25 protein-coding genes and 1 pseudogene are annotated in these 26406 nt (G+C 62.6%); 12 read left to right on the top strand and 14 right to left on the bottom strand.

The annotated features are described in order from the left end of the window. Positions 1–166 precede the first annotated feature (166 nt). The 7 genes from H0I86_RS01555 to hslO form a co-directional block, all read right to left on the bottom strand. Positions 167–1291, bottom strand: a complete 1125-nt coding sequence (locus H0I86_RS01555; RefSeq protein WP_180923644.1) for a polysaccharide deacetylase family protein — start codon at positions 1289–1291, stop codon at positions 167–169. Between the two features lie 69 nt (positions 1292–1360). After that, positions 1361–2536: a tetratricopeptide repeat protein gene (locus H0I86_RS01550; protein ID WP_016702570.1), complete on the bottom strand. Its 1176-nt coding sequence runs from the start codon at positions 2534–2536 to the stop codon at positions 1361–1363. Positions 2537–2700: 164 nt separating this feature from the next. Beyond that, on the bottom strand, positions 2701–2853 hold the full coding sequence (locus H0I86_RS01545) for a bacteriocin immunity protein (protein ID WP_308416481.1): 153 nt from the start codon (positions 2851–2853) through the stop codon (positions 2701–2703). A 144-nt stretch (positions 2854–2997) separates the two neighbouring features. Continuing rightward, positions 2998–3228 carry a DUF7683 domain-containing protein gene (locus tag H0I86_RS01540; RefSeq protein ID WP_180923640.1) on the bottom strand — a complete coding sequence of 77 codons (231 nt, stop codon included), beginning with the start codon at positions 3226–3228 and terminating at the stop codon, positions 2998–3000. Next, on the bottom strand, positions 3225–4427 hold the full coding sequence (locus H0I86_RS01535) for a colicin E3/pyocin S6 family cytotoxin (protein ID WP_180923639.1): 1203 nt from the start codon (positions 4425–4427) through the stop codon (positions 3225–3227). The genes H0I86_RS01540 and H0I86_RS01535 overlap by 4 nt, the downstream gene beginning before the upstream one ends. Positions 4428–4728: 301 nt before the next feature. Then, positions 4729–6270: a phosphoenolpyruvate carboxykinase gene (locus H0I86_RS01530; protein ID WP_096372794.1), complete on the bottom strand. Its 1542-nt coding sequence runs from the start codon at positions 6268–6270 to the stop codon at positions 4729–4731. Between the two features lie 179 nt (positions 6271–6449). Continuing rightward, complete coding sequence (gene hslO, locus H0I86_RS01525) at positions 6450–7352, bottom strand: Hsp33 family molecular chaperone HslO (protein WP_180923637.1); 903 nt, start codon at positions 7350–7352, stop codon at positions 6450–6452. A gap of 101 nt (positions 7353–7453) precedes the next feature. Here hslO and H0I86_RS01520 point away from each other — a divergent pair, with 101 nt between their 5' ends. Beyond that, positions 7454–8257: a phosphatase PAP2 family protein gene (locus H0I86_RS01520; RefSeq protein WP_180923635.1), complete on the top strand. Its 804-nt coding sequence runs from the start codon at positions 7454–7456 to the stop codon at positions 8255–8257. Positions 8258–8373: 116 nt separating this feature from the next. Here H0I86_RS01520 and H0I86_RS01515 read toward each other — a convergent pair whose 3' ends face one another. Further along, on the bottom strand, positions 8374–8772 hold the full coding sequence (locus H0I86_RS01515; protein WP_180923633.1) for an RNA-binding S4 domain-containing protein: 399 nt from the start codon (positions 8770–8772) through the stop codon (positions 8374–8376). Positions 8773–8991: 219 nt separating this feature from the next. Here H0I86_RS01515 and rimB point away from each other — a divergent pair, with 219 nt between their 5' ends. Further along, complete coding sequence (rimB, locus tag H0I86_RS01510; protein WP_007931742.1) at positions 8992–9474, top strand: retropepsin-like aspartic endopeptidase RimB; 483 nt, start codon at positions 8992–8994, stop codon at positions 9472–9474. After that, positions 9471–10376 carry a 30S ribosomal protein S6--L-glutamate ligase gene (gene rimK, locus H0I86_RS01505; RefSeq protein ID WP_007931744.1) on the top strand — a complete coding sequence of 302 codons (906 nt, stop codon included), beginning with the start codon at positions 9471–9473 and terminating at the stop codon, positions 10374–10376. The genes rimB and rimK overlap by 4 nt, the downstream gene beginning before the upstream one ends. 121 nt (positions 10377–10497) lie before the next feature. Here the strand turns inward: rimK and H0I86_RS01500 are convergent, their stop codons facing one another. Both H0I86_RS01500 and ompR read right to left on the bottom strand, forming a co-directional pair. Then, positions 10498–11811 carry an ATP-binding protein gene (locus H0I86_RS01500; RefSeq protein WP_009041700.1) on the bottom strand — a complete coding sequence of 438 codons (1314 nt, stop codon included), beginning with the start codon at positions 11809–11811 and terminating at the stop codon, positions 10498–10500. Positions 11812–11918: 107 nt separating this feature from the next. After that, positions 11919–12659: an osmolarity response regulator transcription factor OmpR gene (gene ompR / locus H0I86_RS01495; RefSeq protein ID WP_007925257.1), complete on the bottom strand. Its 741-nt coding sequence runs from the start codon at positions 12657–12659 to the stop codon at positions 11919–11921. A 361-nt stretch (positions 12660–13020) separates the two neighbouring features. Between ompR and H0I86_RS01490 the strand changes: the two genes are divergently transcribed. The 7 genes from H0I86_RS01490 to tauD all read left to right on the top strand — a co-directional run bounded on the left by H0I86_RS01490 (position 13021) and on the right by tauD (position 21488). Beyond that, entirely contained in the window at positions 13021–15345 is a 2325-nt protein-coding gene (locus H0I86_RS01490) for a Tex family protein (RefSeq protein WP_180923632.1), read from the top strand. Further along, positions 15345–15728, top strand: coding sequence for a PaaI family thioesterase (locus H0I86_RS01485; protein ID WP_009046459.1), 384 nt, complete (start codon positions 15345–15347; stop codon positions 15726–15728). Before H0I86_RS01490 ends, H0I86_RS01485 begins: the two co-directional genes overlap by 1 nt. A 293-nt stretch (positions 15729–16021) precedes the next feature. Next, positions 16022–17605, top strand: a complete 1584-nt coding sequence (gshA, locus tag H0I86_RS01480; RefSeq protein ID WP_180923630.1) for a glutamate--cysteine ligase — start codon at positions 16022–16024, stop codon at positions 17603–17605. 220 nt (positions 17606–17825) lie between these two features. After that, on the top strand, positions 17826–18803 hold the full coding sequence (tauA, locus tag H0I86_RS01475) for a taurine ABC transporter substrate-binding protein (protein ID WP_180923628.1): 978 nt from the start codon (positions 17826–17828) through the stop codon (positions 18801–18803). A 95-nt stretch (positions 18804–18898) separates the two neighbouring features. Beyond that, positions 18899–19693, top strand: a complete 795-nt coding sequence (tauB, locus tag H0I86_RS01470; protein ID WP_101336506.1) for a taurine ABC transporter ATP-binding subunit — start codon at positions 18899–18901, stop codon at positions 19691–19693. Further along, entirely contained in the window at positions 19690–20496 is an 807-nt protein-coding gene (gene tauC / locus H0I86_RS01465) for a taurine ABC transporter permease TauC (protein ID WP_180923626.1), read from the top strand. Before tauB ends, tauC begins: the two co-directional genes overlap by 4 nt. A gap of 152 nt (positions 20497–20648) precedes the next feature. After that, on the top strand, positions 20649–21488 hold the full coding sequence (gene tauD, locus H0I86_RS01460) for a taurine dioxygenase (RefSeq protein ID WP_180923624.1): 840 nt from the start codon (positions 20649–20651) through the stop codon (positions 21486–21488). A 257-nt stretch (positions 21489–21745) separates the two neighbouring features. On the opposite strand, the gene mgrA is transcribed toward tauD, so the two are convergent. The 4 genes and pseudogenes from mgrA to H0I86_RS01440 all read right to left on the bottom strand — a co-directional run bounded on the left by mgrA (position 21746) and on the right by H0I86_RS01440 (position 24993). After that, positions 21746–22783, bottom strand: coding sequence for an L-glyceraldehyde 3-phosphate reductase (gene mgrA / locus H0I86_RS01455; RefSeq protein ID WP_180923622.1), 1038 nt, complete (start codon positions 22781–22783; stop codon positions 21746–21748). A gap of 586 nt (positions 22784–23369) precedes the next feature. Continuing rightward, complete coding sequence (locus tag H0I86_RS01450) at positions 23370–23771, bottom strand: type II toxin-antitoxin system HicB family antitoxin (RefSeq protein ID WP_180925777.1); 402 nt, start codon at positions 23769–23771, stop codon at positions 23370–23372. A 29-nt stretch (positions 23772–23800) separates the two neighbouring features. After that, a pseudogene (locus H0I86_RS01445) lies at positions 23801–23978 on the bottom strand (type II toxin-antitoxin system HicA family toxin). Between the two features lie 124 nt (positions 23979–24102). Next, positions 24103–24993 (bottom strand): LysR family transcriptional regulator, encoded by an 891-nt coding sequence (locus H0I86_RS01440; protein WP_180923620.1) that lies wholly within the window; start codon positions 24991–24993, stop codon positions 24103–24105. A 128-nt stretch (positions 24994–25121) separates the two neighbouring features. Here H0I86_RS01440 and H0I86_RS01435 point away from each other — a divergent pair, with 128 nt between their 5' ends. Both H0I86_RS01435 and H0I86_RS01430 read left to right on the top strand, forming a co-directional pair. After that, positions 25122–25862 (top strand): SDR family oxidoreductase, encoded by a 741-nt coding sequence (locus H0I86_RS01435; protein ID WP_180923618.1) that lies wholly within the window; start codon positions 25122–25124, stop codon positions 25860–25862. Between the two features lie 40 nt (positions 25863–25902). Next, positions 25903–26391: a DoxX family protein gene (locus tag H0I86_RS01430; RefSeq protein ID WP_180923616.1), complete on the top strand. Its 489-nt coding sequence runs from the start codon at positions 25903–25905 to the stop codon at positions 26389–26391. Positions 26392–26406 lie beyond the last annotated feature (15 nt).

Genomic DNA, 26406 nt, shown 5'->3' with positions numbered 1-26406 from the left:
TGACGTGCCTTGCAGACTGGCACAGGGTCGGGAAAAGGTCGGGGAAGAAAGGATACGGGATGATACAGGGAGGCGGAGAATGCTGTCCGGCTGGGGTTATGCAGAGTTTTTCAGGGTGTATCGCGAACCACCAAGCAGCCGATGGCTCGCGATAAAAGTCGTGTTCTTACCGCGTCGCGCGGCAATCCACCCACTTCACGCCATTGCTCTTGTTGGCGGCGATCAGCGTCGGCACTGCGGCAGGCGCCTTGTTGTGAATGTCGTGGAACAAAATGATCCCCCGGCGCCACAGCAACATCAGGGTCTGCACCCGTTGGCTCGCCGCGCTGGCGCTGAGGCTCTTGCTCCAGTCCTGGGAGTCGATGCCCCAAAGCATCACCTTGATGCCCTGTGCCTTGAAGAACGCCGCACTGTCACTCGAACGCTGGCCATAAGGCGGACGGAACAGCGGCTGGTAATCATCTGGCAACGTGCCGCGCACCAGGGTCGCGGAACGGGTGATGGACTGCTGCCATTCGCCCCAGGCGCTATGAGACTTATGTTCCCAGCCATGCAGGGCAACACACTGGCCGCTGTACAACTCGCGCATTTGCGCCGGCGACGACTTGCGCAGACGCGCCTGGAACGGCTCGCCCAGCACGAAGAACAGGCCATGCAGGTCGTTGGCCCGCAGCACGTTGGCCAACGTATCGGTGTGACCGCCCGCGGCCGTCGGGCCGTCGTCGAAGGTCAGCAGAAACTGCCGATCCGCCAGCTCGTCGCCCATCAGCTCGGCGCTGTCGAAACGTTCGATCTCACTGCTGATCTTCGGGAACAAGGCCGCCAGGCGCAGCTGTTCATTCAGGTACTGCTCATGAAACTGTCGGCTCGCCTGGGCCCACGCGTCATAGGCCGGGCTGACCGTTCCGGTGAAGCCCTGGGCCAGCTGCCGCAAGTCATCCAGGTTACGCACCAGCGGGCAGAAGGCGGCGCCTTCACAGTCCTGGCTGGCGCTGTGGTAACTGCTGAGCAGGCGTATCCAGAAACGCTCGCGCACTTGCTCCACCGAATGATGGTCCAGCGCTTTGACGCCCAGGTGCTGCTTGAGGCTGACATCGTCCAGCGCCTCGCTGGCCAGCAGGGCCTTGCCGAACATCAGGATTTCCGCGCGCGAGGCGGTATCGAAGCCCGCTTGCGTGGTCAAGGAACCCGGCCAGGTGCCACGGTCGATGGTGGCGAACACCATCGGGCCGGCAGCCTGGGTAACGGCCGTCCACAGGGACAACATCAACGCAACAACCAGAACCCGCATAACAACCTCCATGAATGCATAACGCGCCGTGGGACGGCGCGTTATGGGGGTCAGATCAATACCCGTGAATCAGCGGTTTTGCACACGCTCGATGGCTTTGTCGTACACCGGGTTGGCCTTCTGCTGCTTGGCCAACTGATAGTGACGCAGGGCATCGGCGAATTGGCCGGCCGCTTCGTAGATACGCGCGATGTTGTAGTAGGAACTGGCGCGCACGGTGGCCGCCGAGCTGCCGCTGGCCAGAGCGATGGCCTTGCGGTTGGCCCAGATCGATTCGGCGGTATTGCCGGCTTTCTGATAGGCCAGGCCGAGGTTGCTGTAGGCCTGACCGTAGCCGTTGTTCAGCTCGATGGCCTGACGATAGAAGTCGATGGCTTGCTGCAGGTTACCGGCGTGGTAAGCCTCTTCGCCCTTGCGGTTCAGGGTTTTCGCATCGGCTTGTGCGCTGCTGCTGACGGCAACGGCGGCAACTTCCACTTTGTCATCGAGCAACGGCGACACTTCGTTCAACACATCCTGCGCATCGACGGTCACGCCGCTGAGGGTGTTGATGTCCTGGAAGTCGCCATTGCCGGTCATGCGGAACACGGTCCACAGGTTACCGCTGCGGTCCTGCGGCACGTAGTAGGTGCGCACCAGCGACTGGCCCATGTATACGAACACCTTGGCCTGGCTGGCGGCAAGCTGACGGGACTCCGGGCGGGTCTGGTTGCTGTAGTCATGCACCGCGTACACATAGCTTTCGCCGTAGTGTTTCTTTTCCAGGGTGATGGTTTCCGGGCCGTAGCCGTCGATATCGTCGACGTCCAGGTGGGCGTCATCGCCTTGCTGGTTGCGGAAGTAGATGTTGTTGCCCGGGAAAATCATGTGCGAATCGAGATCGCTTGGGGTCGCGCCCCAGGTCAGCACCACGCGCAGACCGTCGAGGTTCTGCATCACCGGGCTGATGGCGTAGGTCATGCCGCTGCACGGGCACTTGACCACCAGGTTGGAATAGCCGGGTTTCTTGATGATCAGCAGGTTGCTGGGGTCATCGGCGAAGTCGGTGGTCAGGGTCACCTGGCCTTGAGCATTGGTACGACCGACCACGCTCTGCGCGCCATTGCGCTGCACCAGCACTTCGGCGTCGGCGATCTTCTGGTCCTTGACCACCGCACTCAGCACCTCGACCGGCAGTTGCTGCGCCGTCACCGAAAACGCCAATGCCCACAACGAAAAAATCGAAGTCACGCGAAACAAGCGCATACCTAATTCCCTTTAAGTGTATGAAGTCGGCACCCAAGGGTACCCGGCAGATTTGGCGCGCACCATACACAGTTTTTTTGGGGTTTGCTTGTTAATCCATCGGGAAATGCTGGTGTCTACGGGAATCCTGAAACTTGCCGGGGAGCGGGGGATGGCAAATCCTTTCACACAGATTTGAAACCGGGCAAACCATTAGCCGCCCGCCACTCCTTCACTAGCCGTGTGATGCCTTCGGACGAGTCATCGGCACCATTCTCTGGGTAAAAAATCAGATCGGAGCCTGCTGGGTATTCGCTTACCTTTTGGAAATGGCGCATCCACTTCTTTTTCAGTGTCTTCATCTCCAATGATGCGGTCGAGCAAGTCTATGAACTCATGCTCCGTGTAATCAGAAAAAATAACTTTTCATATTTTTTATCGTTCCTGCAAACGAGACTGAGCCGCACAAAACCCGAAAGTACTCAGCCATTAGCCGTCAGTTGGAAATCATATGCAGAGAGATCAAATTTCCTCTCAGTGATCTTTTCAAACTCAGTCAACTGCACTGCAGTCAGGTCATAGCCTTCCCAACCTTGAGGGTCCACTGTCCAGCCCATGATCTCTTTCACACGCTCGTCACAATCGGCCGGCAGCTCTACGTCAAAAACCAACAGCTCGGTTTCTTTGTCAAAAGCCTCAACGAGAAACTTCATGGCTCTATGCTCCTTGTTCTGTCAGCTGCTTTAGTTTGTACACCAGTAAGCGGATCAAACTCGCCAAGATGGCGGCCGCGTTTGTCATACATTTCAACTGCGCCATGTTGAGAGTCCCATTCTAAAATTAGTCCTTTTGCAGTTTTCCATCGTTTACGTCGCCCACCACCTCCTTGGACAGAGGTTTTCCGCTTTGCCCTAATCGCATCAGGAAAGCCAGGCAAGGCGCTCGGTGCAAGAACATGCCCTGACACCGGTGTGCTCAGCACAATGTACAGCGGCTGAACTCCAGACCCCGGCGGAAACACCAGAATAAAATCCCGATACTCCGGCGGATAAATCGGACTCACGATGATCCGCTCCGCCGCCTCAGTCGGCGGGAAAATCCAGATCGGTGGAGTCTGTGGAGCCGCTTCCAGCGGTGGTATCCCTATGGTGCTCGAAGGGTCCACCGCCGGGGTCCAGGTGAGGGTGATGCCATCGCCCAGGTCGGCCACTTGCTGCTCGCCACGGGCCTCGAACTGAGCCACCGGAATCATTTCCCACTCGCGGCGCCCCTGGGTGTTGAAGCCGTAGCCCTTGAGGCTGCCATCGGCCTGCGGCTCAACTCGCAGGCGTAGCCGGGTGCGAGCTTGCTTGAGATTGCGTAGCTGCTCTTCGCTGTACAGCGCGCCATCACCCAGGCTCGATGGAGCGAGCAAGGCCACCAGCCCCAGCAACGCACCGGCCGCCACGCCCGAGGAGATCAGCCCCAGGCCACTACCGGTGGTACCAGCCGCCGCGGAGACACCACCCAGGGTCAAGGTACCGAGATTGGCCGGCAGCGCGCCGCTGATGCGCTTGAGGGCCACGCCCCCACCCGCCTCGACCTCACGACCGCCCAGCAGCGTCAACGCGCCGTAATTCGCCACCGAATCAGTGGGTATGAAGCCTGTCGGGGTGACGTAGTCGATGATTGCGTTCGGCAGCTTGCAAGACTTGGTGAACACGCAACCGACGGGCGTTGGTTGCGATTCCACCCGTGTAGTCGCCAGCTGCTCTTCATAGGCCTGCTGGCGAGCGAGCATCTGCTCGTAACCCTGCTGCGCCTCATCACGCTCAGCCAATTCGCTCGCAGTCATATCGCGCAGGCGACGATAACCACCGCCGTCAGCGTCGTAGCGCTGCCATACCTGGGGCACATCCTTGTTGCGGGCCATAGTCCTTTGCTCGGTCGCCTGGGAAACCCCGGTCTTCAACCGGGGGAACTCACGTTAACCAGTGCGAGGGGACCTTGGCTGTCAGGCAAATCCGAGTTGGTCGAGCGACTTTTCTTTTTCGCTCAGGCCAGGCGATTGGCCCTGAACTGCCTGCACAGGACACCAGGATTTACCTTACACGTCGCGTCGAATCAGGCTTATTGAGCCGCTCGAACAAGCCGCCTGGAGTTTGAACGGGACTGAATGACGCCCACAAAAAAGCCGCCCCGAAGGGCGGCTTCTTGAACCACTTACCCGATGCTTACAGCTTCGGACCAGCAGCCTTGATGGCGTCGCTCACGTCGAATTTCTTGAAGTTCTCGATGAACAGGCCAGCCAGGGCCTTGGCGGCTTCGTCGTAGGCGGCTTTGTCAGCCCAGGTGTTGCGTGGGTTGAGCAGGCCGGTTTCGACGCCTGGAACGGCCAGTGGCACGTCCAGGTTGATGGTGTCCAGGTGCTCGGTCTCGGCACCGACCAGAGCGCCGCTCTGGATGGCCGCGATCACTCCACGGGTGGTCGGGATGTTGAAGCGCTTGCCGACGCCGTAGCCACCACCGGTCCAACCGGTGTTGACCAGGTAGACCTTGGAGCCGAAGCCGCGGATGCGCTTGATCAGCAGCTCTGCGTAAACGCCGGCCGGACGCGGGAAGAACGGTGCGCCGAAGCAGGTGGAGAAGGTCGACTTGATGCCAGCGCCCGAGCCCATTTCGGTCGAGCCCACCAGAGCGGTGTAACCGGACAGGAAGTGGTAGGCGGCTTGTTCTTCGCTGAGGATCGACACTGGCGGCAGTACGCCGGTCAGGTCGCAGGTCAGGAAGATCACGGCGTTCGGCTCGCCACCGAGGTTTTTCGCGGAACGCTTCTCGACGTGCTCCAGCGGGTAGGCGGCGCGGCTGTTCTGGGTCAGGCTGCCATCGGCGTAGTCAGCCTTCTTGGCGTCGTCCAGCACAACGTTTTCCAGCACTGCGCCGTGCTTGATGGCTTTCCAGATGACCGGCTCGTTCTTCTCGGACAGGTCGATGCACTTGGCATAGCAACCGCCTTCGATGTTGAACACCACGCCCTCGCCCCAGCCGTGCTCGTCGTCACCGATCAGGTAACGGCTTTCATCGGCGGACAGGGTGGTCTTGCCAGTGCCGGACAAGCCGAAGAACAGGGTCACATCGCCTTCTTCGCCGATGTTGGCGGCGCAGTGCATCGGCAGCACGTCGGCGGCCGGCAGCAGGAAGTTCTGCACCGAGAACATGGCTTTTTTCATTTCACCGGCGTAGCGCATGCCAGCGATCAGCACTTTCTTCTGAGCGAAGTTGAGGATCACGCAACCGTCGGAGTTGGTGCCATCACGCTCTGGAACGCATTCGAAGTTGGCAACGTTGAGCACCTGCCACTCATCACGGCCAGCCGGGTTGTACTGGGCCGGGTTGATGAACAGGCAACGACCGAACAGGTTCTGCCAGGCAGTCTGGGTGGTCATCTTCACGGCCAGGTAGTGCTCGTCGGAAGCACCTACATGCACATGGGACACAAAATGCTCTTGCGCGTTGTTGAATGCCTCGACGCGAGCCCACAGGGCATCGAACTTGTCGGCCGGGAACTTGCGGTTGATCGGACCCCAGGCGATAGCGTCCTGGGTGCTCGGCTCTTCAACGATGAAACGATCGACTGGCGAACGGCCGGTACGGTGACCGGTGCGAACAACCAGCGCGCCGGTATCGGCAAGCTCGCCTTCACCGCGGTTCAGGGCTTCTTTGACCAGATCATCAACACTCAGATCGGTGTACACGGCGTTATTGGCTTGCGTCATGAGGTTCCCCGTCGGCCAGTGGCCGAGTGCTCCAAACGTTTTGTAGTAGAAAGTCGTGCACTACTACCGCGAAAAAAGTGCGCCGGATTATGCCAGAAAAGCCCAAAAAGAGTAGGGCCCTCCCGTCAGAACGGCGTTAATCCGGCGCTTGCCAGGTAATTTACCTGCGCTGAACCGTTTTAGTGACGAGTATCTGACGGCGACTCGACACCCGCTCCGGCGAACAATTGGCTGATATCGGCCGCATCGAACAGGTAGCGCTCGTTGCAGAACTGGCAATCGATCTCGATGCTGCCGCCGTGTTCGACCACCAGCTTCTGCGCATCTTCCAGGCCCAGACTGACCAGCGCATTGCCCGAGCGTTCCCGCGAGCAGCTGCAACGGAAGCGCAGCGGCTGCACATCGAACAGGCGCACGGCTTCTTCATGGTAGAGGCGATGGAGCACGGTTTCGTTGTCCAGGCTCAGCAGTTCGTCGGCGGTCAGGGTGCTGCCCAGCGCGGTGATGTGCTGCCAGCTGGCGGCGCGTTCTTCTTCATCCTTGAGGCGGTCGGCCGGCAGTTGCTGCAGCAGCAGGCCACGGGCGCGACGACCGTCGGCGTGCAGCCAGAAACGGGTGCCGACCTGCTGGGACATGACGAAATAGTTGGTGAAGCATTCCGACAGGGTGGCGCCATCCAGGTCGACGATGCCCTGGTAACGCTGGCCGTGGGTCGGGTCGACGGTCAGGGCCAACATGCCATTGGGCATCAGGTCGGCCAGGGTCGCATCCGGGGCGATCTGTTGCGCGTCATAGCGGGCCAGACCACGGATCTCGCGCTCGCTGGAGCATTCGATCATCAGCAACGGCACCGGGCCTTCGGAACGGGCCTGGAGGATCAGCAAGCCATCGAACTTCAGCGTGCCGACCAGCAGCGCGGCCGCCGCCATCAGCTCGCCGAGCAGTTGCGCGACTGGCTCCGGGTAAGCGTGTTTGGCGAGGACTTCGGCATAGCTGCGCTCCAACGCCACCAGCTCGCCGCGGGCGTCGCTGTCATCGAAGATGAAGCGTTGGGTGAAGTCGGTATCCGGCAAATGAGTCATAGGTCTGGGTATCTGAAGTGATGACAAAATGGTTACAAGACATGAAAATTGCGTTTTTTGCACTGTTACGGTGCGCGATTTTCTGCCATTGGAGGCATTTTATGAACAATCCGGGTTTGTTCCAAGCAAGGTGGAACCTCGGCAAGCTGGCGTTGTGCAATTTGCTTCCTCTGGCACTGCTGGGTTTCTGGTTATGGCCAAGCGGGCACATGCTTTGTGTAATGTTCGACGAATGGCTGTTCCGCCTGCTGAATGCTCCCCTTGCGAGCAACTCCACCTGGCTGCATATCTGGGCCGTGGCCAGCCTCAGGCCTTTCGACGCAATAGTCGGGCTGATCCTGCTGACCCTTTTGATCCGCGGTGACTGGGTGTTCAAGGCCGTGGACGTGCGCCGGGCGTTTTTCGGCTTCCTGTCGATCCTGGTCTTGATGCTGATTATCCGCCTGTTGTTCTCCAGGCTCGCCGACGCCATGGGCTGGCAGCACGACAGCCCGTCGATGATGCTCCAGGATGCCGTGCACATGAGCGACTACTTCCCGCACTGGGAAAAAACCTGGGAGCTCAAGGACCGTTCCAGCCAGAGCTTCCCCGGTGACCACGCCTCGGTGTTGCTGATCTGGGCGCTGTTCATGAGCGTGTTCAGCCGCGGCGTCGGCCAGTTCCTGGTGATCTGGGGCCTGACCCTGCTGTTCATGATGCCGCGCCTGGTGGCCGGCGCGCACTGGGGCCAGGACGACTATATCGGCGGCGTGCTGCTGGCGGTCTGGGCGCTCGGCTGGGGCTACTACACCCCGTATGCGGCCAAGGCTTCGAACTTCCTGCTGTGGATGACCAATCCGCTGTTCAACCTGCTGGGCAAGCTGCCGTTGCTGTCGCGCCTGAGCGTGGTGCAGGCTACGGCCTGAGTAGGCGCCGGCTTGCCGGTGATTGAAAGCAGAAGATGCGCCCTCCAGGGAATAGTGAGAGGGCTGCAACCGCTGCTTCGCAGCTGATCGCGGGCGAGCCTCGCTCCTACAGAGGCTTATTCGTGGCTGTGGAACTTGAACAGGTCGCGCCGCTGTTTCTTGGTCGGCTTGCCGTCGGTGCTCACACCCAGGGCGCCGGCCTTGCGCAGGGCCGCGGCGTTTTCCCGTTTGGCGATGCTGGCTTCGGTTTCCATATAGAGAGCCTGCGCTTGCGGCGCCCCACGGCGCACGATCGACAGGGCCTGGACCACCACGGTGCGCTCGTCGAAACCGGTGCGTATCTCATACTCGTCGCCGATCCTCGGCTCCTTGCCCGGTTTGCAGCGCTCGCCACGGTGATGCACCTTGCCGCTTTCGATGGCGGCCTTGGCCAGGGCGCGAGTCTTGTAGAAGCGCGCCGCCCACAGCCATTTATCCAGACGGACCTTGTCGTCGTCTTCGGCTTTTTGTGCCATGGCATTTCCTCATTCTGAAATATTTTCGAACTGTACTACCGTTTCTCTCGTGCCATGAATTGCGATGGCTCGGTTTAGAATGCGAGGCTCTGCAGCAGCCCGTCCGGGAGCTGTGGATCCGGGCCTAGATATCTGTCGCCTTTTACCCATTATTCTGCGTGAATACCGCGAATTCGGCCGCTTGACGGTACGAGCGGGTTCCTCAGCGGTTGAGCACATTTGAAGACATTTGACCATTTGACCGTCGTGGGTCTGCGCGAGTGGGTGGCGCTTCCGGATTTGGGAGTCGCCGGCCTGCGCGCCAAGATCGATACCGGCGCCAGCACCTCCAGCCTGCATGCCACCGAGATCGAGCCGTTCGAGCGCGACGGTGAGCAGTGGGTGCGCTTCAACGCACACCTGGGCAGCGTGGTGCAGTTGCGTCACCGGCGTTGCGAAGCGCCGCTGGTGGCGATGAAAACCATCAAGAGTTCCAACGGCCAGGCGCAGGTGCGCTACGTGATCAGCACCACCCTGGCGCTCGGTGATCGGGTCTGGCGGGTGGAGTTCACCCTCGCCTGCCGCAAGGCCATGCGCTATCGCCTGCTGCTCGGTTCCAAAGCCCTGATCGATGGCCAGTTGGTGGTCAATCCAGGGATCAAATACGTTCAAGACAAACCGGTGTTCCCGGTGTCCACTACCTCTGCCACAGGTGTTGCATGAAGATCGCTGTGCTGTCGCGTAACCCGCGTCTGTATTCCACTCGTCGCCTGGTCGAAGCCGGCACCGAGCGTGGCCATGAAATGGTGGTGGTCGACACCCTGCGCGCCTACATGAACATTGCCAGCCACAAGCCGCAGATCCACTACCGTGGCAAGCCGCTGGAAGGTTTCGATGCGGTGATCCCACGGATCGGCGCCTCGGTGACCTTCTACGGCTGCGCGGTGCTGCGCCAGTTTGAAATGATGGGTGTGTTCCCGCTCAACGAGTCGGTGGCCATCGCCCGCTCGCGGGACAAGCTGCGCTCGTTGCAACTGCTGTCCCGACGCGGCATCGGCCTGCCGGTGACCGGCTTCGCCCACTCGCCGGACGACATTCCCGACCTGATCGAGATGGTCAACGGCGCGCCCCTGGTGATCAAGGTGCTGGAAGGCACCCAGGGCATAGGCGTGGTGCTGTGCGAAACCGCCACGGCGGCCGAGTCGGTGATCGAGGCCTTCATGGGCCTGAAGCAGAACATCATGGTCCAGGAGTACATCAAGGAAGCCGGCGGCGCCGACATCCGCTGCTTCGTGGTCGGCGACAAGGTGATTGCCGCGATGAAACGCCAGGCCAAGCCCGGCGAGTTCCGCTCCAACCTGCACCGTGGCGGCAGCGCCAGCCTGATCAAGATCACCCCGGAAGAACGCATGACCGCCCTGCGCGCGGCCAAGGTCATGGGCCTGAGCGTGGCGGGTGTGGACATCCTGCGCTCGAACCACGGGCCGCTGGTGATGGAAGTGAATTCCTCGCCGGGCCTGGAAGGCATCGAGACCACCACCGGCAAGAACGTGGCGGGGATCATCATCGAGCACATCGAGAAAAACGGTGGCCCGAACATGACCCGGACCAAGGGAAAAGGCTGAGCCGTAGCCGCTGCCGCAGGCTGCGATCGGCTGCGTAGCAGACGCAGCACTCGCAAATCGAACGAAGGCCCTTCGGCCAGCGTGGCCCGGCCTTATCGCAGCCTTCGGCAGCGGCTACAGATCAGACCGCATCCCTCGGCAACAACAACCCCAACGGTAACCGCACCCGAGCTTCCAGGCCGCCGTCGGCGCGGTTGCGCAATTCGACGTTGCCACCGTGCATCGAGGCGATCCGCTTGACGATGGCCAGGCCCAGGCCGGTGCCCTTGCCGCCCCGGGCACGGTCGCCGCGGGTGAAGGGGTTGAAGATCGCCTCCAGCTCCGACGGGTCGATGCCCGCGCCACGGTCCATCACACTCAGCACCACATAAGGCGCGCTGGTGTCGCCCGACACATAGGCCGCCACTTCGACTTCCGTCCCCGCATGGTTCAGCGCGTTGCCGATCAGGTTGTTAAGCAGGCGTTTCATCGATACCCGGCGCAACGGGAACGGCGGGATCGGCTCCAGGCGCAGGCGCACCTTTTCGTCGTTCTGGTTGTAGGGCGCCGCCACTTCGCGCACCAGGTCGCTGAGATCGACCTCCTCCACCGACTCGTCGCGGCCGTCGCGGATAAAGGCCAGGAACTGGTCGAGAATCGCGTCCATGTCTTCGATGTCGCGGACCATGTCGTCGGTCAGGTCGTTGTGGCTGCCCATCAACTCCAGCGACAGGCGCAGACGGGTCAACGGCGTGCGCAAGTCGTGGGACACCCCCGCCAGCATCAGCTCGCGTTCGCGCCCGGCCTGCTCCACATCCTCGGCCATCTGGTTGAAGGCGCGGTACACCTCGGTCATCTCGCTCGGCGTATCGCTGATCGGCAGCCGCACGCTGCGCCCCTGGCCCAGTTGCCGGGCGGCATAGACCAGGCGCTTGAGTGGCTGGTTGAGCTGGCTGACGAAGATCCACGCCGAAGCCGTGGACAACAGGCCGATCGCCAGGAACCAACCGAGCACGCTCCAGATCTTCTGCCCCCGCAACGGGTGCGGATACAGCGGCACTTTCAGCCAACCATCGCCCAGGCTCGGCGCACGCACCCAGAGCGCCGGCGGGGCGTGCATGCGCAGGCGTACTTCAGTATCGGCGCCCAGCTCGGCCTGCATCTGCCGCTGGTAGATCTCGCTGTAGGGCCAATGCTGCTCGCCCGCCGGCACACCGCTGCCGACCACCTTGATTAGCCCGGCGGCCTCGGCGATCTGGTCGCGATTGGATTCGTCGGCAGCCCAATAGGCGCGCAGGGTCAGGGCCACGCCGTGGCTGTACTGGCGGTCCACCAGCACGTCCTCGTTCATCAGCAGATAAACCAGGGTCAGCGCCTTGGAGAACAGCACCACGATCAGCACCAGCCAGAGGGTGCGGGAGAAGAAGCTTTGCGGGAACCACAGCGGGGTTTTCATAAACAGCCATTACACGCTTTGCAGGAGCGAGTCGCGCTCGCAGAGTTGCGGAATGCGAGCGCCCGGGTCGTTTGCCGGCCCGGGCGCTCGCTCCTACAAATCATCGGTCACTTGGTAGTGGTGCCATCCGGCACGAACACATAACCCACGCCCCAGACCGTCTGGATATAACGCGGCTTGGACGGATCGGGCTCGATCATCCGGCGCAGGCGGGAGATCTGCACGTCGATGGAACGCTCCAGGGCATCCCACTCGCGGCCACGGGCCAGGTTCATCAGCTTGTCGCGGGTCAGCGGCTGGCGAGCGTTCATCACCAGGGCCTTGAGCACCGCGAACTCACCGGTGGTGAGCATGTGCACTTCGGCGCCGCGCTTGAGTTCGCGGGTGGCCAGGGACAGCTCGTAGTCGCCGAAGGTAACGTTCTCGTCTTCGCTGCCCGGCGCGCCCGGCACCGGAGCCGACTGGCGACGCAACACGGCCTTGACCCGCGCCATCAGTTCGTCGGGGTTGAACGGCTTGGCCAGGTAATCGTCGGCGCCCAGTTCCAGGCCCTTGATGCGGCTCAGCTCGTCGCCCTTGGCGGTGAGCATGATGATCGGAATCTGGTTGTTCGCACTGCGCAGGCGGCGGCACGCGGTCAGGCCGTCTTCGCCAGGCAGCATCAGGTCGAGGACGACCAGGTTGAAGACTTCGCGCCCCAGCAGACGGTCCATCTGCTCGGTGTTGGGAACCGCGCGGGCACGGTAGCCCTTGCTGACGAAGAAGCGCTCCAGCAGGCTGCTCAGCCCCGGGTCGTCGTCAACGATAAGAATTTTTTCGCCTTCGGCAGTTTGTGCAGTGCTGCTCATCAGATGCTCCTTTTATCTCGGTGCGCATTATGGCGTAGCTGCCGTTATACGCACCGTGTGCATTGTTAGCAGATTTTTCCTCGACCGCCAGAAAACCCGCCGTCGGCCGCCACCGGGCCGATACCCCCGAAGACTGGAACGCTGGTTATAATGCGCCGCCTTTTGTGTCAGGCAACGTCTGATCGTTATCGCCCGCGGCCACTTTTTATTTTTCCCGGCCAGGCAGTAATTGTTCGATTCCACGGGTCAACAGGCAGCCTTTTGATCCAGGCAGCGGCGCACGCCAGGCCGCTCAACCAGACTCGCCGAGCCCAATTTTCCGTGCCGGCGAGCCTGCTTTCACAATTTGTCAGGTGGTTTTATGGACAGCATCAACAGCCGCATTGCCGAGGAACTCGGTGTACGCCCACAACAGGTCGAAGCGGCCGTCGCTCTATTGGATGAAGGCTCCACCGTGCCCTTCATCGCCCGCTACCGTAAGGAAGTGACCGGCAGCCTCGATGACACCCAGCTGCGTCATCTGGAAGAGCGCCTGCGCTACCTGCGAGAACTCGATGAACGGCGCATCAGCATCCTCGCCAGCATCGAGGAGCAAGGCAAGCTGACCCCGGAATTGGCCCGCGACATCAAGCTCGCCGACACCAAGACCCGCCTCGAAGACCTCTACCTGCCGTACAAGCAAAAGCGCCGCACCAAAGGCCAGATCGCCCTGGAAGCCGGCCTCGGCGAGCTGGCGGACGGCCTGTTCAACGACCCGAACCTGACCCCGGAAAGCGAAGCCGCGCGCTTCGTCGACGCGGAAAAAGGCGTGGCCGATGTGAAGGCCGCCCTCGAAGGCGCCAAGTACATCCTCATGGAGCGCTTCGCCGAAGACGCCAGCCTGCTGGACAAGCTGCGCAACTTCCTCAAGCAGGAAGCCACCCTCAGTGCCCGCGTGATCGCCGGCAAGGAAGAGGAAGGCGCCAAGTTCCGCGATTACTTCGAACACGACGAACCACTGAAGAGCATGCCGTCGCACCGCGCCCTGGCAATTTTCCGTGGTCGCAACGAAGGCATCCTCAGCTCCGCGCTGAAAATCGGCGACGAACTGCCGGGCACCATGCACCCGTGCGAAGGCATGATCGGCCAGCACGTCGGCATCCAGAACCAGAACCGCCCGGCGGACAAATGGCTCGGCGAAGTGGTGCGCTGGACCTGGAAGGTCAAGCTCTACACCCACCTGGAAACCGACCTGCTGGGTGAGCTGCGCGACAACGCGGAAACCGAGGCGATCAACGTCTTCGCCCACAACCTGCACGACCTGCTGCTGGCCGCTCCGGCCGGCCCGCGCGCGACCCTGGGCCTCGACCCGGGCCTGCGCACCGGTTGCAAGGTCGCGGTGGTGGATGCCACCGGCAAGCTGCTGGACCACGCCACCGTTTACCCGCACGTGCCGCACAATAAGTGGGACCAGACCATCGCCGTGCTGGCCGCGCTGTGCGCCAAGCACTCGGTGGACCTGATCGCCATCGGCAACGGCACCGCCAGCCGTGAAACCGACAAGCTGGCCGCCGAGCTGATCAAGAAATACCCGGCCATGCGCATGACCAAGGTCATGGTCTCCGAGGCCGGCGCTTCGGTGTACTCGGCGTCGGAACTGGCAGCCAAGGAATTCCCCGACCTCGACGTGTCGATCCGTGGCGCGGTGTCCATCGCCCGCCGCCTGCAGGACCCGCTGGCCGAGCTGGTGAAGATCGATCCGAAATCCATCGGCGTCGGCCAGTACCAGCACGACGTGTCGCAGCTGAAACTGGCCCGTGGCCTGGATGCGGTGGTCGAGGACTGCGTGAACGCCGTCGGCGTGGACGTCAACACCGCCTCGGTGGCCCTGCTGGCGCGGATCTCCGGCCTCAACACCACCCTGGCGCAGAACATCGTCAGCCACCGCGATGAAAACGGTGCGTTCAAGACCCGCGCCGCGCTGAAAAAGGTCGCCCGCCTGGGTGAAAAGACCTTCGAACAGGCCGCCGGCTTCCTGCGTGTGATGAACGGCGACAACCCGCTGGACGCGTCCGCGGTGCACCCGGAAGCCTACCCGCTGGTGCAGCGCATCGCCGCCGAGACCGACCGCGACATCCGTTCTCTGATCGGCGACAGCGGCTTCCTCAAGCGCCTGGATCCGAAGAAGTTCACCGACGAGACCTTCGGCCTGCCGACCGTCACCGACATCCTCCAGGAACTGGACAAGCCCGGCCGCGACCCGCGCCCCGAGTTCAAGACCGCCGAGTTCCAGGAAGGCGTCGAAGACCTCAAGGACCTGCAACTGGGGATGATCCTCGAAGGCGTGGTGACCAACGTCACCAACTTCGGTGCCTTCGTCGACATCGGCGTGCACCAGGACGGCCTGGTGCACATCTCGGCGCTGTCGGAGAAGTTCATCAAGGACCCGCGCGAAGCGGTGAAGGCCGGCGACGTGGTCAAGGTCAAGGTCATGGAAGTCGACATTCCGCGCAAACGCGTCGGCCTGTCGATGCGCATGAGCGACACCCCGGGCGAGAAGATCGACGGCGCTCGTGGTTCGCGTCCAGGCTCGGCGCCACGCGCGTCGGGCAACAGCGCCCCGCGCAAGGAAAGCGTGGCCGCGGCTCCGACCAACAACGCCATGGCCTCGCTGTTCGCCAACGCCAAGCAGTTGAAGAAACGCTGATGGAGATCCCGGCCGGCTTGACCGAAAGCGCGTTCAGCCAACTGCTCGGCTGCCGTCTGCAGCGTCTGGAGGTCGGTGAAGCCGACGTCGCCCTGACGCTGACGCCGCAGCTGCGCAATCGTGGCCAGAAGCTGCACGGCGGGGCGATCTTCAGCCTGGTCGACATTGCCATGGGGCTGGCCTGTTCCAGTTCTCACGGCTTCGACCAGCAGAGCGCGACCATCGAGTGCAAGATCAACTACATCCGCGCCGTCGCCGAGGGCGACGTGATCTGCCACGCCCGGGTGCTCCACCCGGGCCGGCGCACCCTGGTGGTCGAGGCCGATGTGATGCAAGGCGACAAACTGGTCGCCAAGGCACAAGGCACCTTCGCGGTCCTCTAAGGGACCGTTTGGCGACAGCCGCGACGCCAATTCGTCCGCTAGCGACGCGGCCCGCCTTCGAACATCGACAGACCTAGCTCCCCGTCATCGATTTGAGTTAATTTCGGCGCTGCGAAAGCGGCGTCGGAGTTTTCTGCCTGCGCTAAAGCCAGATTCAGGGATGAAGTGTGGTGCTTGCAAAATCGGGCCATGCCGGCTCAACGACCAGGCGAAAACGCCAGTTTCAACTTCACCCTTGTAGACCGTCCTGCCCACCCCCATATTGGGGCGACTGACGCGTGAAGGAATCCAACTTGAGCGAACTTCTCAACCGCCGCCTGGCTCTGCTCGGCGAGCGCGCTAACCTCTCCCTGCTCGAGCAGTGCCTGCACGGTATCGAGCGCGAATGCCTGCGCGTGACCGGCGAAGCGCGCCTGGCCCAGACCCCGCACCCGGAAGAACTGGGTTCCGCGCTGACCAACGAACAGATCACCACCGACTATTCCGAGTCACTGCTGGAGTTCATCACCCCAGCCCTGTCCGATCCGGCGGACACCCTGGCCAGCCTCGACAAGATTCACCGTTTCGCCTACAGCAAGCTCGGCAACGAGTACCTGTGGAGTCCATCGATGCCGTGCCCGTTGCCGGCCGAGGAAGACATCCCGATCGCCTATTACGGCACCTCCAACATCGGCCAGCTCAAGTATGTGTACCGCAAGGGCCTGGCCCTGCGTTACGGCAAGACCATGCAGTGCATCGCCGGGATCCACTATAACTTCTCCCTGCCGGAGCAGCTCTGGCCGCTGCTCAAGCAGGCCGAAGGCTTTGTCGGCAGCGACCGCGACTATCAGTCGTCGGCGTACATCGCGCTGATCCGCAACTTCCGCCGCTACAGCTGGCTGCTGATGTACCTGTTCGGCGCCTCGCCGGCGCTGGACGCGGGCTTCTTGCGCGGGCGCGCGCACCAGCTGGAACAGCTGGATGCCGAGACCCTGTACCTGCCGTACGCCACCAGCCTGCGCATGAGCGACCTGGGCTACCAGAGCAACGCCCAGGCCGGCCTGACCCCTTGCTACAACGACCTGAACAGCTACACCGACAGCCTGCGCAAGGCCGTCGCCACGCCGTACGCGCCTTATGTGGAGATCGGCACCCACCAGGATGGTGAATGGGTCCAGCTCAACACCAACATCCTGCAGATCGAAAACGAGTACTACTCCAACATCCGCCCGAAACGCGTGACCTACACCGGCGAGCGGCCGATCCAGGCGCTGATGGCTCGCGGCATCCAGTACGTCGAAGTCCGTTGCCTGGACATCAACCCGTTCCTGCCGATGGGCATCGACGTGCAGGAAGCCCGTTTCCTCGACGCCTTCCTGCTGTATTGCGCGCTCAACGAAAGCCCGCTGCTGGAGAACAACGAGTGCGGCAACGCCACCTCGAACTTCCTCAAGGTGGTCAAGGAAGGTCGTCGCCCGGGCCTGCACCTGCTGCGCCAGGGACAGCTGGTGGACCTCAAGGAATGGGCCGGCGAACTGCTGGAAAAGATCGCGCCGCTGGCCGCCCTGCTCGACCGCAGCCACGGCAGCGACGCCCACAGCAAGGCGCTGGACGCCCAGCTGGCCAAGGTCAAGGATTCGTCCCTGACGCCTTCGGCCCAGGTCCTGGCCGCCATGCAGGAGCACAAGGAAAGCTTCAGCCAGTTCTCCCTGCGCCAGAGCCTGGCCCACGCCGAGTTCTTCCGCAGCGAGTCCCTGAGCAGGGAAGACCAGGCGCGTTTCGAAGAAGCGGCGCGCAGCTCCCTGCAACAACAGGCCGAGCTGGAACAGAACGAAGTCGGCAATTTCGACGTCTTTGTCGGCTCGTATCAGGCAAGTATCCTGGCGATCAGCAACTAAGCGCCTGCGGCGCTTATCGCGGGCAAGCCTCGCTCCTACAGAAGATTGATGCGTAGGAGCGAGGCTTGTTGTGCTGGAGCGCATCGCACCCTCCTCCCCAAAGTGCTTTCTTTAGAAGATTCCTCTTTTAAGCTAATTCTAAAAAGTTATTTATTTTTAGATTCTTAGATCATTTAGTCTCCTCCCACGTCCACTTGGCCGCCTGTTGAGGAGCTTCATGATGAAACTGCACCTTCCCCTCCGCCTCCTGGCGGCCGCATCCCTGGCCACCGCGAGCTTCTTCGCCCAGGCAGCCGACGTCACTGTCGCCTACCAGACCACTGTCGATCCGGCGAAAGTCGCCCAGGCCGACGGCACCTACGAAAAGGTCACCCAGGCCAAGATCGACTGGCGCAAGTTCGACAACGGCGCCGACATCATCGCCGCCATCGCTTCAGGCGATGTGCAGATCGGCTACCTCGGCTCCAGCCCGCTGACTGCCGCGATCACCCGCAAGGTGCCGGTGGAAACCTTCCTTATCGCCACCCAGATCGGCGCCGCCGAGGCCCTGGTGGCCCGCGACGGATCCGGGATCAAGACGCCCCAGGATCTGGTCGGCAAGAAAGTCGCCGTACCCTTCGTTTCCACCGGCCACTACAGCCTCTTGGCCGCGCTCAAGCACTGGAACATCGACCCGGCCAAAGTACAGATTCTCAACCTGGCGCCACCGGCGATCATCGCCGCCTGGAAACGCGGCGACATCGACGCCACCTACGTCTGGGACCCGGCGCTGGGCGTGGCCAAGGAAAACGGCAAGGTGCTGATCACCTCCGGCGAACTGGCCCAGTTCGGCGCGCCGACCTTCGATGCCTGGATCGTGCGCAAGGACTTCGCCGAGAAGCATCCGCAAATCGTCACCGCCTTCGCCAAGGTGACCCTCGACGCCTACGCCGATTACCGCAAGGACCCAAAAGCCTGGCTGGCCGAGCAGAGCAACGTCGACAAGCTGGTGAAACTCTCCGGCGCCAAGGCCAGCGACATTCCGCTGCTGTTGCAGGGCAACGTCTACCCACTGGCGGCCGACCAGGTCATCAGTCTTGGCGCGCCGACCACCAAGGCCATCACCGACACCGCGGTGTTCCTCAAGGAGCAGGGCAAGGTCGAGGCAGTTCTGCCGGACTACGCGCCGTACGTCAGCGCCAAGTACATCACTAACTGAAGGTTCGCCGCAGAGGTCGCCGGGCCCAGGCCCGGCGCTTCTCGTACAGAGTCTCACCTCGACAAAGGCTGCATTTGAACAAGGAGCGCGCCGTCATGGCTTTGCTACAACTGGAGCGCATCAGCGCACAGTACCCCGGCGCCGCCGAACCGGTGCTGGCGGACATTTCCCTGACACTCGGGCCCCAGCAACTGCTGGTCGCCCTCGGCCCTTCCGGCAGTGGCAAGACTTCGCTGTTGAACCTGATTGCCGGTTTCGTCGAACCCAGCGCCGGGCGCATCACCCTGGATGGCGTGCCGGTCGCCGGCCCGAGCGCCGAACGCGGCGTGGTGTTCCAGGACGATGCCCTGCTGCCCTGGCAGGACGTACTGGCCAACGTCGGCTTCGGCCTCGAACTGGCCGGCATCGCCCGCGACCCGCGCGAAGCCCGCGCCCGGGAAATGCTCGCGCTGGTGGACCTGGCCGGCTTCGACAAGCGGCGCATCTGGCAGCTCTCCGGCGGGCAACGCCAGCGCGTGGGCCTGGCTCGTGCCCTGGCCGCCGACCCGCGGGTGCTGCTGATGGACGAACCCTTCGGCGCCCTCGATGCCTTCACCCGCGAGCAGATGCAGGAGCTGTTGCTGCAAGTCTGGCAACGCACCGCCAAGCCGGTGTTCCTGATTACCCACGACATCGAGGAAGCGGTGTTCCTCGCCACCGACCTGATCCTACTGGCACCCAACCCGGGGCAAATCGTCGAGCGCTTGAGCCTGGATTTCGGCCGGCGTTATGCGGCCGGCGAATCGGCCCGGGCCATCAAGTCTGACCCACGTTTTATCGAAACCCGCGAACACGTGCTGGCCCGGGTGTTCTCCCAACGCAGTGCCGTCTTGCGGCAGGAGCGCGCATGAACAGCTACGACCTCCCGGCCACCACGACCAAAGCCACTACCCCGCACACCGCCGCGCCCCTGCGCCGCAGCCTGAGCACTCGCTGGATCAGCGTGCTGACCCTGGTGGTGCTGCTCGCCCTGTGGTGGGCGGTGACGGCCAGCGGCCTGATCGAGCCGCTGTTCCTGCCGCCACCTTCCGCCGTGCTGCAAAAGGGCTGGCTGCTGGTGACCAGCGGCTACATGGACTCCACCCTGTGGCAGCACCTGGGCGCGAGTCTCGGACGCATCGGCCTGGCCCTGGGCTTTGCCGTACTGACTGCGATCCCGGTGGGCATCGCCATCGGCCACAACCGTATCGCCCGTGGCGTGCTGGACCCGCTGATCGAGTTCTACCGGCCAATTCCACCCCTGGCCTACCTGCCGCTGATCGTCATCTGGTGCGGCATCGGCGAGCTGTCCAAGGTGCTGCTGATCTACCTGGCGATCTTCGCCCCGATCGCCATCGCCACCGCCACCGGCGTGCGCACCGTGGACCCGACCCGGGCCCAGCTGATTCGCCATGTGATCCTGCCCAGCGCCCTGCCGGACATCCTCACCGGCGTGCGCATCGGTCTCGGGGTGGGCTGGTCGACCCTGGTCGCCGCCGAACTGATCGCCGCCACCAGCGGCCTGGGGTTCATGGTGCAGTCCGCCGCGCAGTTCCTGGTCACCGATGTGGTAGTGCTGGGGATCCTGGTCATCGCCCTGATCGCCTTCGCCATGGAAATGGGCCTGCGCGCCCTGCAGCGCAAGCTGGTGCCCTGGCATGGCCAGGCCCATTAAGGTCAATCCTGTAGCCCTGTAGCCCTGTAGCCGCTGCCGAGCCTTGGCGAGGCTGCGATCGAGCGCAAAGCGCTCGCAAGCCCACGCCTGCTTCGCAGGCGATCGCAACTTCGCTCCGCTCGGCAGCGGCTACACCCGAATTCGAGAACGACATGAGCCTGACCATCACCCCTTTAAGCTCCGCCCTGGGCGCCCAGATCAGTGGCGTCGACATCAGCCAGCCATTGGCCAGCGAACAGCGCGATGCCATCGAGCAGGCGCTGCTGCTGCATCAGGTGCTGTTCTTCCGCGACCAGCCGATCGACCCGCAGCAGCAGGCGCGCTTCGCGGCGAACTTTGGCGACCTGCATATCCATCCGATCTACCCCAACGTGCCGGAACAGCCGGAAGTGCTGATCCTCGACACCGCGGAAACCGACGTGCGCGACAACGCTATCTGGCACACCGACGTGACCTTCCTGCCGACCCCGGCCCTGGGTGCCGTGCTCAGTGCCAAGCTGCTACCGGCATACGGTGGCGACACCCTGTGGGCCAGCGGCATCGCGGCCTATGAGGCGCTCTCGGAGCCGCTGAAGAAGCTGCTGCAGGGCCTGACCGCGACTCACGAGTTCATCAAGTCATTCCCCCTGGAGCGCTTCGGCAATACCCCGGAGGACCTGGCACGCTGGGAAGAAGCCAAGCGGAAAAACCCGCCGCTGTCGCACCCGGTGATCCGCACCCACCCGGTCAGCGGGCGCATGTCGCTGTTCGTCAACGAAGGCTTCACGACCAGGATCAATGAGCTGTCGGACAGCGAAAGCGAGGTCATCCTGAAACTGCTGTTCGCCCACGCCACCCGCCCGGAATTCACCATCCGCTGGCGCTGGCAGACCCACGACGTGGCCTTCTGGGACAACCGCGTGACTCAGCACTACGCCGTCGACGACTACCGCCCGCAACGCCGCGTGATGCACCGCGCGACGATTCTCGGGGATGTGCCGTTTTTTCGTTGAGTCTGCTTGGGAGAAATCTGAATAAAACCAAGGGTGGCCCAGATCAGGGCCGCCGATGATAGCGTCTCGTTTTTTTGCGAGTCGAGAGGTGCCTCTCATGACCAGCCTTATTCCGCCCTCCCCCAGATCGAGGCAAGTTACCTGTAGGAGCGATGCTTGCTCGCGATAGCGGTATGCCTGACACAACACACCGCCTCGATCGCCGGCAAGCCTGGTTCCTACAGAAGCCGCGGCAGCCTTACAGCATGACAACAGGTTTATTCGGCGGTTGAAGGTTTCTCCCACAGATTGATCCCGCCTTCCCGGGCGAAACGATCGATCTCCGCCAGTTCTTCCGCGCTGAAACTCAGGCCCTGCAATGCGCCGACGTTCTCGACGATCTGCTCCGGACGGCTGGCGCCGATCAGGGCCGAGGTCACCCGGGGGTCGCGCAAGGTCCAGGCCAGGGCCAGTTGCGCCAGGCTCTGGCCGCGACGCTTGGCGATTTCGTTGAGGGCGCGCACATGGGCGAGGTTGGCTTCGGACAGGTGCGCGGCTTGCAGCGAACCACCGCCCGGGCGATTGACTCGCGCGTCTTCTGGAATGCCATTGAGGTACTTGTCGGTCAGCAGGCCCTGGGCCAATGGCGTGAAGGCGATCACCCCGGCGCCGAGTTCGTCGGTAGTGTCCAACAGGTCTTTTTCCACCCAGCGGTTGAGCAGGTTATAGGCTGGCTGGTGGATCAGCAGCGGCACTTTCCACTCCTTGAGCAAGGCCGCGATCTCGCGGGTTTTCACCCCCGAATAGGACGAGATGCCGATGTACAGCGCCTTGCCCTGCTGCACCGCGGTGGCCAGGGCGCTGGCGGTTTCTTCCAGCGGGGTGTCCGGGTCGAAGCGGTGGGAATAGAAGATATCCACATAGTCGAGGCCCAGGCGCTGCAGGCTCTGGTCGAGGCTGGCCAGCACGTACTTGCGCGAGCCGCCGCCCTGGCCATAGGGACCGGGCCACATGTCCCAGCCAGCCTTGCTGGAGATGATCAACTCGTCGCGATACGGCTTGAAGTCTTCCCGTAGCAGGCGGCCGAAGTTGATCTCGGCGCTGCCATAAGGCGGGCCGTAGTTGTTGGCCAGATCGAAGTGGTTGATGCCCAGGTCAAAGGCGGTGCGCAACAACGAACGCTGGGTATCGATCGGCGTGCTGTCGCCGAAGTTGTGCCACAGGCCCAGGGACAGCGCCGGCAGCACCAGGCCGCTGCGTCCGACGCGGCGGTAGGGAATGGAGTCGTAGCGGTTTTCGGCAGCAAGGTAAGTCATCGAATCCTCTCTATTGATCCTGAACACCCAGGTTTAAGCACATGCACATTGGTGCAGGGCAAGCGCCCTCGCAATATCTGAATCAGCGGAACGCCTGAAAGGCGCCCAGCATACGCCCAGGCGAGATCGCGGCCACTTCAGATAGGTGAATGACTGAAACGATCCGGTGCCTGCTGACGGACACCCGGACACGGCAGTGGAGAGCCCGCTGCCGAAGTGGAATGACCAGAAAAAACCGAAGGGAAAACATGACGATGAGAATTCTTTATTACGTACCACGTAGCACAGTACGAAATCGTCGCTCAGAGGCAGTCTCAATCGAAACAAATTCCCGGCTAATGGCAACGCTGGCTGAAGGTGGGAATACGGGGGAAAACCCTGGAAACACAGGGCCCTGTCGCTGCCGGCGCTGCCTGAAAAACCAGGAATACGGCATCGAACAAGGCGCTGCATCAGTTGTTTATAGACGGTAAAACACTGCCCTGCCGGGCCGAACCGAAGGTTCCCAAGCCTGGGCGGTACAAGAAAATTGCCGAGGGGCAGATGCCAGGCATGCCCCCATGAGAACCATGGGGACGGGCAATGCCTAGGCGGAGAGTTCGCGCAATGCCGCTGCCGCGAGAAAACCCGAGCGCGAACGGTAGCGCTGGTCGCGCTTCACCGTCTGGTCGATGCGCTCCAACAGTTGCTCCGGCAACGTCGCATTGAAACGCACCGCCTTGCCGAAGTAAGGCGTGATGTCGAACTCGATCACCCCCCACACGCCACCGGCGTAATCGGGATTGTCGATATGCACGTCGACCTCATGCACCAGGGGCAGCGGCTCACCATCGGCGACCAGGCCTTCGTAATGCAGCGACAGGGCCTCTTTCACATTCTCGAAGGCTTGCGCGGCGGTATGACCGGCGGAAAAACAGCCCGGCACATCGGGGACGATCACTCCATATCCGGAGTCGGCATCCTTGTGCAGCACGACCGGGAATTTCATCTCGTTGACCTCTTCGTTCAAGGCCGGCCTCATTTCAGGCCCGCCTGTTTCAAGATGCTGTGGATCGTGCCCCTGGGCAGATCCGCATCCGGGTGAGGGATAGTGGTCCGCCCCGGCTTGTGCAGATGCTTGGTGATGACTGCCTTTGACCGCGATCAGATACCACCCGTCCTCCTCGATCATCCCGATCAGTTCCCGACTGCGCATTGCCGTGTCCTTTCGATACGTCCCGAAAAGCCACCGTACACAGCCAAAGGCGAACAATACACACTATACACATCAAGACAATCAATACAGAAAGCAGCGATGACCGGCATCGCCCTGGCAATGCTCAGACCGCCCTGGCGAAAACCTCCGCCAGCCAGTCGACGAACACCCGCACCCGTGGCGACATCTGGCGGTTGTGCGGGTACAGCACGGAGACCGGCATGGGCGGTGGCGGCGTATCGGTGAGGATTGCCTGCACCAGCCCCTGGGAAATCTGCTGCGCCATGCGGTAGCGCGGGCACTGGATGATGCCCAGCCCGGCCACGGCCGAGGCGGCGTAGATCTCGGCGCCGAACACCGACAGCGCGCCCTCGATGGCGACTTCCCGCAGTTCGCCATCGACCATGAACTCGAAGGGGAACAGCTTGGCCGTGGTCCGCGAGACGTAGTTCACCGCACGGTGCCACGACAGCTCGTCGAGGCTCTTCGGCTCGCCGTATTTGCGCAGGTACGCCGGGCTGGCACAGGTGATCTGCTGCAGGCTGGCCACGCGCCGGCCGATCAGCGACGAGTCGCCCAGGGTGCCGGCGCGCAGCACGCAGTCCACGCCTTCGGCGATCAGGTCGACAAAACGATCGGCCTCGCTGATGGACAGCTCGATCTCCGGATAGCGCGCCATGAATTCGGGCAAGGCCGGAATCACGAAGTACTTGGCCAGGGTGCCATGCAGGTCGACCCGCAAGCGCCCTTTCGGCGCCACCGTGCGAAACGCCAGTTCGGCCTCCTCCAACTCCGCCAGCAACTGTACGCAGCGCAGGTAATAGGCCTCGCCGTCGAGGGTCGGGCGCACACGGCGGGTGCTGCGCTCCAGCAGGCGGGTACCGAGCCAGGCTTCGAACTGGTTGAGAGTATGGGTCAGGGTCGCGCGCGGCAGGTTCAGGTCGTCGGCGGCCAGGGTGAAGCTGCTGCGCTCGTAGATCCGCACGAACACTTTCATCGCTTTGACTTGATCCACGACTGGCTCCCAGGGCGGTTGATTGTTGGCGATTATTGAACAGTCAAGCCAACTCTGGCGCATTTATCACTCTGGACAACCATGTGAACCTGCTTTCACACCCAACCGTTCCCAGAAGGAAATTCGCCATGACTACCCAGACTTCGAAAGTTGCCATCGTGACCGGCGCCTCCCGCGGCATCGGCGCGGTTATCGCCAGACAACTGGCCAGCGAAGGTTTTGCCGTCGCCATCAACTACGCCAGCAGCGCCACCGAAGCCTCGGCCCTGGTGGTGGAACTGCGCCAGGCCGGCCACCGGGCCATAGCGGTCAAGGCCGACGTGGCCAATGCCGATGACGTGCGCCGCTTGTTCGACGAGACCGAAACCCAACTGGGCAAGGTCGACGTGCTGATCAACAACGCCGGCATCCTCAAGGTCCTGCCGCTGGCGCAGCACAGCGACGAGCTGTTCGAGCAGACCTTCGCCATCAATACCCGCGGCACCTTCAATACCCTGCGCGAGGCCGCCAGCCGCCTGAACGCCGGCGGGCGCATCGTCAACTTCTCCAGCAGCACCGTCGGCCTCAACCTGCCGGGTTACGCGGTGTACATCGCCAGCAAGGCGGCGGTGGAGTCCCTGACCCAGGTGTTCGCCAAGGAACTGCGCGGTCGCAACATCACCGTCAACGCTGTCGCCCCCGGCCCGGTGGCCACCGAACTGTTCCTGCACGGCAAGAACGAAGAACAGATCCAGAACTTCGCCAAGATGCCGCCCCTGGAGCGCCTCGGCCAGCCGGAAGACATCGCCAACGTCATCGCCTTCCTGATCGGCCCGGCAGCCGCCTGGGTCAACGGGCAGATCCTGCGCGCCAACGGCGGCCTCGCCTGAGCCGCCTGATTTCCAATGGCCTATCCGCGGAGCCCCCCCCATGCGCCCGACCACCGACTCGCCCGTCCCATGCAATACCCCGCTGATCCCGGCCCTCGCCCCGCTGTACCGCATTGGCGAGCCCCTGGCCTATGCGCTGCTGCGGGCCTGTTATGGCGTGATCATGATCACCCACGGCCTGCCGAAATTGCTGGGCCAGGCCCACGGCTCGATGGCCGACCCGATGGCGGCCTCGATCAACCTGATCCAGAACGTCCTGCATTTGCCGGCGCCGACGTTGATCGCGCTGTTCGTGGCGCTCCTGGAAAGCGTCGGTGGGTTGCTCCTGGCCCTCGGCCTGGGGACACGCCTGCTCGCTGCCATGATGGGCGTGCAGATGCTGACCATCGCCGGCCTGCTAGGCCCCACCTGGCCATGGATCGACCGGGGCATGGAGTACCCGGTGCTGCTGGCGTTTTTGTCGTTCTACATCCTGTTTCGCGGAGCAGGACGCCACTCCCTGGACCACACTCTAGGTCGGGAGCTTTGAATCGCCATCGCCCTT

Source organism: Pseudomonas chlororaphis subsp. aurantiaca, assembly GCF_013466605.1.
Classification (GTDB): Bacteria; Pseudomonadota; Gammaproteobacteria; order Pseudomonadales; family Pseudomonadaceae; genus Aquipseudomonas; species Aquipseudomonas chlororaphis_I.
Note: the sequence above shows the minus strand (reverse complement) of the source record. Positions and strands in the feature narration are given on the sequence as shown.

What these genes read in the sequence shown, in the direction of transcription:
- H0I86_RS01555 (WP_180923644.1), bottom strand. Translation starts at nt 1,291, where the DNA reads ATGCGGGTTCTGGTTGTTGCGTTGATGTTGTCCCTGTGGACGGCCGTT.
- H0I86_RS01550 (WP_016702570.1), bottom strand. Translation starts at nt 2,536, where the DNA reads ATGCGCTTGTTTCGCGTGACTTCGATTTTTTCGTTGTGGGCATTGGCG.
- H0I86_RS01545 (WP_308416481.1), bottom strand. Translation starts at nt 2,853, where the DNA reads ATGCGCCATTTCCAAAAGGTAAGCGAATACCCAGCAGGCTCCGATCTG.
- H0I86_RS01540 (WP_180923640.1), bottom strand. Translation starts at nt 3,228, where the DNA reads ATGAAGTTTCTCGTTGAGGCTTTTGACAAAGAAACCGAGCTGTTGGTT.
- H0I86_RS01535 (WP_180923639.1), bottom strand. Translation starts at nt 4,427, where the DNA reads ATGGCCCGCAACAAGGATGTGCCCCAGGTATGGCAGCGCTACGACGCT.
- H0I86_RS01530 (WP_096372794.1), bottom strand. Translation starts at nt 6,270, where the DNA reads ATGACGCAAGCCAATAACGCCGTGTACACCGATCTGAGTGTTGATGAT.
- hslO (WP_180923637.1), bottom strand. Translation starts at nt 7,352, where the DNA reads ATGACTCATTTGCCGGATACCGACTTCACCCAACGCTTCATCTTCGAT.
- H0I86_RS01520 (WP_180923635.1), top strand. Translation starts at nt 7,454, where the DNA reads ATGAACAATCCGGGTTTGTTCCAAGCAAGGTGGAACCTCGGCAAGCTG.
- H0I86_RS01515 (WP_180923633.1), bottom strand. Translation starts at nt 8,772, where the DNA reads ATGGCACAAAAAGCCGAAGACGACGACAAGGTCCGTCTGGATAAATGG.
- rimK (WP_007931744.1), top strand. Translation starts at nt 9,471, where the DNA reads ATGAAGATCGCTGTGCTGTCGCGTAACCCGCGTCTGTATTCCACTCGT.
- H0I86_RS01500 (WP_009041700.1), bottom strand. Translation starts at nt 11,811, where the DNA reads ATGAAAACCCCGCTGTGGTTCCCGCAAAGCTTCTTCTCCCGCACCCTC.
- ompR (WP_007925257.1), bottom strand. Translation starts at nt 12,659, where the DNA reads ATGAGCAGCACTGCACAAACTGCCGAAGGCGAAAAAATTCTTATCGTT.
- H0I86_RS01490 (WP_180923632.1), top strand. Translation starts at nt 13,021, where the DNA reads ATGGACAGCATCAACAGCCGCATTGCCGAGGAACTCGGTGTACGCCCA.
- H0I86_RS01485 (WP_009046459.1), top strand. Translation starts at nt 15,345, where the DNA reads ATGGAGATCCCGGCCGGCTTGACCGAAAGCGCGTTCAGCCAACTGCTC.
- tauA (WP_180923628.1), top strand. Translation starts at nt 17,826, where the DNA reads ATGAAACTGCACCTTCCCCTCCGCCTCCTGGCGGCCGCATCCCTGGCC.
- tauB (WP_101336506.1), top strand. Translation starts at nt 18,899, where the DNA reads ATGGCTTTGCTACAACTGGAGCGCATCAGCGCACAGTACCCCGGCGCC.
- tauC (WP_180923626.1), top strand. Translation starts at nt 19,690, where the DNA reads ATGAACAGCTACGACCTCCCGGCCACCACGACCAAAGCCACTACCCCG.
- tauD (WP_180923624.1), top strand. Translation starts at nt 20,649, where the DNA reads ATGAGCCTGACCATCACCCCTTTAAGCTCCGCCCTGGGCGCCCAGATC.
- mgrA (WP_180923622.1), bottom strand. Translation starts at nt 22,783, where the DNA reads ATGACTTACCTTGCTGCCGAAAACCGCTACGACTCCATTCCCTACCGC.
- H0I86_RS01450 (WP_180925777.1), bottom strand. Translation starts at nt 23,771, where the DNA reads ATGAAATTCCCGGTCGTGCTGCACAAGGATGCCGACTCCGGATATGGA.
- H0I86_RS01435 (WP_180923618.1), top strand. Translation starts at nt 25,122, where the DNA reads ATGACTACCCAGACTTCGAAAGTTGCCATCGTGACCGGCGCCTCCCGC.
- H0I86_RS01430 (WP_180923616.1), top strand. Translation starts at nt 25,903, where the DNA reads ATGCGCCCGACCACCGACTCGCCCGTCCCATGCAATACCCCGCTGATC.